This is a genomic window from Streptomyces sp. NPDC031100 (genome assembly GCF_055570785.1).
The window spans coordinates 427614-435182 of sequence record NZ_JBVIGN010000006.1 but is presented as its reverse complement, the minus strand read 5'-3'; the positions used below and the strand labels follow the sequence as shown (position 1 = coordinate 435182).

At 73.0% G+C, this 7569-nt stretch carries 5 protein-coding genes; 4 read left to right on the top strand and 1 reads right to left on the bottom strand.

The genetic code is table 11. From position 1 onward, the window contains the following. Positions 1–38 precede the first annotated feature (38 nt). The 4 genes from ACZ5DS_RS20145 to asnB all read left to right on the top strand — a co-directional run bounded on the left by ACZ5DS_RS20145 (position 39) and on the right by asnB (position 6931). A complete protein-coding gene (locus ACZ5DS_RS20145; protein WP_468240250.1) occupies positions 39–2825 on the top strand; it encodes a thioester reductase domain-containing protein in 2787 nt (928 codons plus the stop codon). Further along, entirely contained in the window at positions 2822–3970 is a 1149-nt protein-coding gene (locus ACZ5DS_RS20140) for an alpha/beta hydrolase (protein WP_468240248.1), read from the top strand. The genes ACZ5DS_RS20145 and ACZ5DS_RS20140 overlap by 4 nt, the downstream gene beginning before the upstream one ends. 63 nt (positions 3971–4033) lie before the next feature. Beyond that, entirely contained in the window at positions 4034–4813 is a 780-nt protein-coding gene (locus tag ACZ5DS_RS20135) for an alpha/beta fold hydrolase (RefSeq protein WP_468240245.1), read from the top strand. Between the two features lie 276 nt (positions 4814–5089). Next, on the top strand, positions 5090–6931 hold the full coding sequence (gene asnB, locus ACZ5DS_RS20130) for an asparagine synthase (glutamine-hydrolyzing) (protein WP_468240243.1): 1842 nt from the start codon (positions 5090–5092) through the stop codon (positions 6929–6931). Here the strand turns inward: asnB and ACZ5DS_RS20125 are convergent. Then, positions 6924–7448 carry a DUF4232 domain-containing protein gene (locus tag ACZ5DS_RS20125; protein WP_468240240.1) on the bottom strand — a complete coding sequence of 175 codons (525 nt, stop codon included), beginning with the start codon at positions 7446–7448 and terminating at the stop codon, positions 6924–6926. The genes asnB and ACZ5DS_RS20125 overlap by 8 nt on opposite strands. Positions 7449–7569 lie beyond the last annotated feature (121 nt).

Below are 7569 nucleotides of genomic sequence, written 5' to 3'. Positions count from 1 at the left end.
CAAGACCGTGCACAACGCGAAGGGCTCTCATGCGTGACATGAACGAGGAGCCGGCGGCCGCCGGCCCGCAGACGATCGCCGAGTCGATCGAACAAGGCGGCAGCGGCCTCGGCGTGGCCGACCTGCTGGCCAAGGTACGGGCGACGGGCTCCGAACCGGAGCGTGCCCCGGCCCCGACCACCGCCTCGGCAAGTGCCCCGGCCCCGGCCGCCGGATCGGTCCCGGCTGTGGGTGCCGACGCGGTCGCGGCCACCGCCTCGGTCGCGGCTGTGGGTGCCGACCCGGCTCTGACCACCGCCTCGGTCCTGGCTGCTGACTCTGCTCAGGCCTTGGCCCCCGGCTCGGCCCCGGCTGCGGGTGTCGACGGGGCCCCGGCCACCGCCTCGGTCCCAGCCGTGGGTGCCGACCCTGCCCTGGCCGGCGACCCGGCCCCGGCCCCCGGCTCGGCCCCGGCCAATGACTCCGCTCCGGCCTTGGCCACCGGCTCTGCTGCCGCCTTGGCCACCGAGCCTGCCCCCGCCTCGGTCGCCCACCCCACCCCGACCCAGGCAACTGCCCCGCCCCAGGCCCTCGCGCCGGACCTTGCGGGCCTGACGGCCCTCATCGCCGCCGCGGCCGGCCGGCGTCTTCCCGCCGGCCGGCTGGCGCCCGACGCCGACTTCTTCGACGCGGGGGGCACCTCGGTCGACGCGGTGGAGCTGGCCGCCGAACTGGAGGGCGAGCTGGGCCTCGAGATCGACCTCGACGACGTGTTCGCGGACGCCCGCCCCGCCGGCCTGGCCCGGAGGTGGCTGCCGCTGCTCGGGAACACGACGACCGAGGCACCCTCGGCCACAACGTCCGCAGCCGTGACGCCCTCGGCCGCCGTCACCACGGCCCCGCCGGCACCCCTGGCCACCCCCGTCCCCGCCCCGAGCACCCTGCCCATCCCGTCCCCCCGCACCCCACCCGCCGTACCGAGCAGCCCGTACCGGGACGGTGACCCCCACTCCCGGGCCCGGCAGGAGGACCTCGACCAGATCCTGGCCGACCTCGCCCTCGCCGACCGGCTTCCCTTCGCCGACGTGCCCGAACCGCTGCCGCCGCGCCGCATCCTGCTGACCGGCGCGACCGGATTCCTCGGCAGCCACATGCTGCTCGACCTGCTGCGGCACAGCGACGCCCATGTGTACTGCCTGGTCCGCGCGGCCGACGAGGCGGCCGCGACCGAACGGCTGGGCGCCCAGCTGCGCAGCTACCAGCTGCCGTGGTCCTCGGAGATACGCCGGCGCATCACCGTGCTGCCCGGCGACATCCGCCGCCCCCGCCTCGGCCTCACCGACGAGCAGTGGGTGAGCCTCGCGCACGAACTCGACAGCATCGTCGGCGTCGCGGCCGCCGTGGACTTCCTGCGCGGCTACCAGTCACTGCGCGGCAGCAACGTCCTCGGCGCGCTCACCCTCGCCGAACTCGCCGCGACCGGCCGCCCCAAGCCCCTGCACCACATCTCGTCGATCGCCGTGTTCAACGAGGTCGGCATCACCTCCATGGGCGAGGACGACCCGCTCGCCCACGTCGACCGGCTCATCTCCGGCTACGACCAGTCCAAGTGGGCCGCCGAGGTCGCCCTGCGCCGCGCCCGCGACCACGGACTCGTCGTCACCGCACTGCGCCCCGGCGGGATCGGCGGCCACACGAAGACCGGCGCGTACAACCCGCAGGACCTCAGCAGCGGCCTGATCTCCGCCTTCGGCCGCTTCCGCACCGTACCGGCGTTCCGCTACCTCAACGCGGCCCCCGTGGACTGGGTCAGCCGGGTCGCGGTCGCCGCGATCTGCGAGCCCGACGCCTGGGGCTTCGACTACAACCTCACCGGCGTGCCCAACACCCTGGACGACGTCGTACGGGACATGGCCTTCGGCGGCATGCACGTCCGCGTCCAGGACTGGGACGAGTGGCGCACCGAAACCCTGGCCCGCCTGGAGGCCGAGCCGGTACCCGAACTCGCCTTCCTGACCCGGGTGTTGCAGAGCCCCACCGCGCTGAAGCTGTGCGAGGCCACTCTGCAGGGCCCCGCCGCCGTCGCCGACCGCACCGACGCCCTGGTCGCCGCGCTCGGCCTCACGCCCGCCGCCCGGTACGACGCCCAGGCCCAGCTGAAGACCTTCGAGAAGCTCGCCGACGACGGCCTCGCCCGGCTCCCGCACAAGGACGACCAGCCCTACCTCTGGTTCGCCGAGACGACCGAGGGCACCGTCGGCCCGGTCGGAGCCGCCGCCGACACCCCCTGCTCGATGGCGCTCACCCTGTCGATCGCCGGCATGTACCAGCTGGTCAAGGAGCGCCGGGTGGACGTCACCGGCGAGGTGACCTGCCCGGCGCTCCACGCCGAGCCGCTGACCGTGGAGAGCGGCGACGTCTGGGTCCGCCCCGAGGAGGGCATCCCGCTGCGGCACGGCATGCGCCACCAACTCCTGCGCTACCGCCTGAAGCTGCGCGACGCGGACGGCGGTCTGTGGTGGCTGGAGGGCCGCAAGTACGCGCGGGCCCGGCGCGACCTGTGGCGGCAGACCCGTGCGCTCACCGTGGAGATCGGCCGCGAGGGCGAGGCCGCGAGCCTGCTCGGCGAGGTGGTCGTACCCGCCGACTCCTACGTCCGCGACCAGATCGACGGCATCAAGGTCGACCCGCGCCTGACCAGCCAGGAGAAGCGGGCCGCCAAGCTGACCTGGCTCGCCTGGTTCGGTGTCGAGATGGGCCGCGGACTGCTCGCCCCGTTCGCCCGCGCCGCCGCGGACCTCCTGGACCTGCGCCGCACCCCCACCCTCACGGAGCACAACCGATGATCTTCAGGACCACCTCCTCCCGGACGGCCCGGCCGGCGCTCCGCAGGGTCCGCACCACCGCAGCCCTCCGCCCGCTGCGCCACCGCCTCGACGCGGCCCGCGTCGAGGAGATCCCCTTCCGCACGAGCGACGGCGTCCGCCTCGGCCTGACCCGCGTCGACACCGGAGACACCGGCGGCACCGCCCGGCCCGCCGTGCTGCTCCTGCACGGGCACACCGCCTCCGCCGACATGTTCCTGCTGCCCGAGACCCGCAACCTCGTCGACGTCCTCCTCGACGACGGCTACGAACCCTGGCTGCTGGACTGGCGGGGCAGCCGCCGGCTGCCGTACAACGAGACCGGCCGCCGGTACACGTACGACGACGTGGCGCTGTACGACCTCCCCGAGGCCGTCGCCCACATCCGGCAGCGCATCGGCGAGCGCCCGCTGTTCGTCGTCGCCCACTGCATCGGCTCCCTCACCCTGTCGCTGAGCATGGCGGCCGGACTGGTGCCGGGCCTGGCCGGCGTGGTCTCCCAGGGGGTGTTCCTGACCCCCAAGCTGGCGGGCCGGACCTCGCTGCGCATGTCCGTGGCCGGGGAGCTGCTGAAGACCCGGGTCGACCACATCCCGGTCGACTTCCGCAAGGTGGGCCTGTGGTCGAAGTACACCCCGCTGTTCGCACTGGCCTCCCGCGGCGACGGCTGCCCCGATCCGACCTGCCGGATCCTGCACCATTCGGCCTGGGGCACCGGCGCCTCGCTCTTCGTCCACGAGAACCTGTCCGACACCACCCACGACCGGCTCGCCGAACTCCTCGGCCCTGCCCCGCTGTGGATCCTGCCCCACCTGCGCCGCATCGAGCTGGCCCGCAGCGTCGTGCGCTGGCACGACACCGACCACCGCTACCGGGCGCTGCCGCCCAACGCGCTGGACGCGGCCGACCGCATCGACACCCCGGTCCTGCTGCTCGCCGGCAGCGAGAACGGGCTGTGGCTGGACTCGCAGAAGCTCTGCCACGAGGTGCTGGCCCGCAGGCAGCCCCAGCTGGACGTCTCCTACGCCGAGATCCCGGGCTACGGCCACCTGGACACCTTCCTGGGCCGCGGCGCCGCCCTCGACGTCTTCGGACACGTCCTCGAATTCCTCGGCGATCACCGGTGACGGAGGGCGGCAGGGCCGGTTACCGTACCGGACAGTAACCGGAGTGCACCCCAGGAGGCCCCCATGCCCCAGCTCGACGTCGACGGCGCCGTACTGACGTACGACGACGAGGGCCCCCGCGACGGCGCGGACGTACCCCTGGTGTTCGTCCACGGCTGGACCGCGAACCGGCACCGCTGGGACCACCAGCTGGCGCACTTCTCCACGGGCCGGCGGGTCATCCGGCTGGACCTGCGCGGACACGGGGAGAGCACGGGGGCCGGGGTGCGCACGATCGCGGAGCTGGCGAGGGACGTCCTCGCCCTCCTCGACCACCTGGAGGTCGAGCGGTTCGTGCTGGTCGGCCACTCCATGGGCGGGATGATCTCCCAGACCATCGCGCTGTCCCACGCCGAGCGGGTCGAGCGGATGGTGCTGGTCAACTCGATCGGCCGGATGGCCTACAACCGCGGCCGGGGCCTGCTCATGGCGGCCTCCACCCTCGTGCCGTACAAGCTGTTCATCGCGACCAACATCCAGCGGGCCTTCGCTCCGGGCCACCCCCGCGAGGAGGTCCGGGAGTACATCCGCTCCTCCGCCGGCACCCCGCGCGAGGTCGTCATGACCCTGTACGGCGCCATGCGGGCCTTCGACGTCCTCGACCGCGCCGGCGAGATCGCCACGCCCACCCTGATGGTGCACGGCTACCACGACATCCAGCTGCCCGTGCACCAGATGCTCCGGATGGCCAAGGCCTACCCGAACGCGGTCGTGCGCATCATCGACGCGGGCCACGAACTGCCCGTGGAGAAGCCGGCCGAACTCACCTCGGCGCTTGACTGGTTTCTGACTGCGAAGCCGTAGCGCCGGAGTCGCTTGGCGAAGTTTTTGCCCGTGGCCGGTTACTGCCTCCCCGGCCCGGTGCCATGGCGGTCCTTCGATTTCGCGTTGGCAAAACACGGCCGAAACAGTGGGGGAGCAGCGGCCTGCCGTGACGCGCTCGCGTTGACCGCCGCGCCTGCCTGACGGACGCTCGTCATATAGGTGCTCGATACAACTGGTTCGGCGGCCGTCTTCCGTCCACCCCGGAAAGCACAGGTGGACGAGGGGCGGCCGCGGGGCCGGAGGCAGGAGTAGCGCATGTGCGGCATCACCGGATGGGTCTCCTACGACCGTGACCTGGCCACGGAGTCGACCACACTGCATGCGATGACCGAGACGATGGCCTGCCGCGGCCCGGACGACCGGGGCACCTGGACCGAGGGCCCCGCCGCCCTCGGCCACCGCCGCCTCGCCATCATCGACCTCCCCGGCGGACGCCAGCCGATGTCCGTCCGCACCCCCGAGGGAAACGTCGCCCTCGTCTACTCCGGGGAGGCGTACAACTTCACCGAACTGCGCCGCGAACTCCTCGACCGCGGCCACCGGTTCACCACCGACTCCGACACCGAGGTCGTCCTCCACGGCTACCTGGAATGGGGCGACGCCGTCGCCGAGCGGCTGAACGGCATGTACGCCTTCGCCGTGTGGGACGGCCGGCACGGCCGGCTCGTGATGATCCGCGACCGCATGGGCATCAAGCCGTTCTACTACTACCCCACCCCCGACGGCGTCCTCTTCGGCTCCGAGCCCAAGGCGATCCTCGCCAACCCGCTCGCCCGGCCGCGCGTCGCCCTGGACGGTCTGCGCGAGCTGTTCACCATGGTCAAGACCCCCGGACACGCCGTGTGGGACGGCATGCACGAGGTCGAACCCGGCACCGTCGTCACCGTCGACCGCGACGGCCTGCACACCCGCGTCTACTGGCGCCTGGAGACCCGCGCGCACACCGACGACCAGGACACCACCATCGCCACCGTGCGCTCGCTCCTCGACGACATCGTGCGCCGCCAGCTGGTCGCCGACGTCCCGCGCTGCACCCTGCTCTCCGGTGGCCTCGACTCCTCCGCCATGACCGCGCTCGCCGCCCGGCAGCTCGCCGAGCAGGGCGAGAAGGTCCGCAGCTTCGCCGTCGACTTCGTCGGCCAGGCCGACCACTTCGTCGCCGACGAACTGCGCGGCACCCCGGACACGCCCTTCGTGCACGACGTGGCCCGGCTCGCCCGCACCGATCACCAGGACATCGTCCTGGACGCCCAGTCCCTCGCCGACCCGGCCGTCCGCGAGAAGGTGGTCCGCGCCCGCGACCTGCCGGCCGGCTTCGGCGACATGGACACCTCGCTGCTGCTGCTCTTCCGCGCCATCCGCGACCAGTCCACGGTCGCCCTGTCCGGCGAGTCCGCCGACGAGGTGTTCGGCGGCTACCTGCAGTTCTTCGACGAGGACGTCCGCCGTAGCGACACCTTCCCCTGGCTGGTGCACTTCGGCCGCCACTTCGGCGACGACAGCGAGGTCCTGCGCCCCGACCTCGCCAAGACCCTGGACCTGGAGGGTTACGTCGCCGACGGCTACCGCACCGCCGTCGCCGGCATCCGCCGCCTGGACGGGGAGAGCGACTTCGAGTACCGGATGCGGCAGATCTGCCATCTGCACCTGACCCGTTTCGTCCGCGCCCTGCTCGACCGCAAGGACCGGATGAGCATGGCCGTCGGCCTGGAGGTCCGGGTGCCGTTCTGCGACCACCGGCTCGTGGAGTACGTCTACAACACGCCCTGGTCGCTGAAGTCCTTCGACGGCCGGGAGAAGAGCCTGCTCAGGGAGGCGACCGCGGACCTGCTGCCGCGCTCGGTGTACGAGCGGGTCAAGAGCCCGTACCCGTCCACGCAGGACCCCCGGTACGCCCGCGCCCTCCAGGACCAGGCCAAGGATCTCCTCGCCCGGCCCACACACCCCGTCTTCGACCTGGTCGACCGTGAGCGCGTCCGGACGGCCGCCGAACGCGACACCCCCGTCAGCACCCAGGTGGCCCGGCGCGGCCTGGAGCGCACCCTGGACCTGGCCCAGTGGCTGGACCTCTACTCCCCGGAGCTCACCCTCAGCTGAGGCCGACAGCCTTGTCCGCGGCCGCCGCCGTCGGCTGCCACCAGGTCGTCACCGGCTCCCACACCCGCACCTCGCTCCCGGTGCCCAGCTGAGCCGCGGTGAAGGCACGCCCCCACTGGGACGCCGACGCCGCCACCGTGATCGCGTCCGCCCGGCGGGCCTCGGGGTCCGCCGGGTCGGCGATGGTGCGTACGGCGGCGTAGGCGGTCTTGCCCGCCGCGAGCTGGTACGTACCGCTGCCGCCCTCCGGCACCGGCAGCGCGGCCCCGTCCAGGCCGCCGAAGGTGATCGTGGGCACGCGGTCGACCACACAGGCGCGGGCACTGCGGTTGGTCACGCTGACGCGCACCACGGAAGGATCGTCGGACACGGCCTTCGCCCGCAGGCTCAGCGCCTTCTCCGCGCAGCGGACGGGCTTGGCGTGCCCCACGGCCGCCTGGCTCGGCGGTGCGGCGAGCAGCAGGGCCGCTGCGGCGGCGGAGACGGCGGGTACGGTGAGGGCGGCGCGGATGCGCATGGCGGGGTTCCCCTGTCGGTCACGTACGGGTCGGGTGCGGCGGGCCGAGGCGCGCCTGCCCGGAGTGACGTTCCGGACGGCCGTGAGGTTGTGCCCGAATCGGGCCTGTTACCCGCTTGCA

Bases quoted from the DNA above. Each gene is read 5' to 3' on its own strand.
- ACZ5DS_RS20140 (WP_468240248.1), top strand. From the start codon at position 2,822: ATGATCTTCAGGACCACCTCCTCCCGGACGGCCCGGCCGGCGCTCCGC.
- ACZ5DS_RS20135 (WP_468240245.1), top strand. From the start codon at position 4,034: ATGCCCCAGCTCGACGTCGACGGCGCCGTACTGACGTACGACGACGAG.
- ACZ5DS_RS20145 (WP_468240250.1), top strand. From the start codon at position 39: ATGAACGAGGAGCCGGCGGCCGCCGGCCCGCAGACGATCGCCGAGTCG.
- asnB (WP_468240243.1), top strand. From the start codon at position 5,090: ATGTGCGGCATCACCGGATGGGTCTCCTACGACCGTGACCTGGCCACG.
- ACZ5DS_RS20125 (WP_468240240.1), bottom strand. From the start codon at position 7,448: ATGCGCATCCGCGCCGCCCTCACCGTACCCGCCGTCTCCGCCGCCGCA.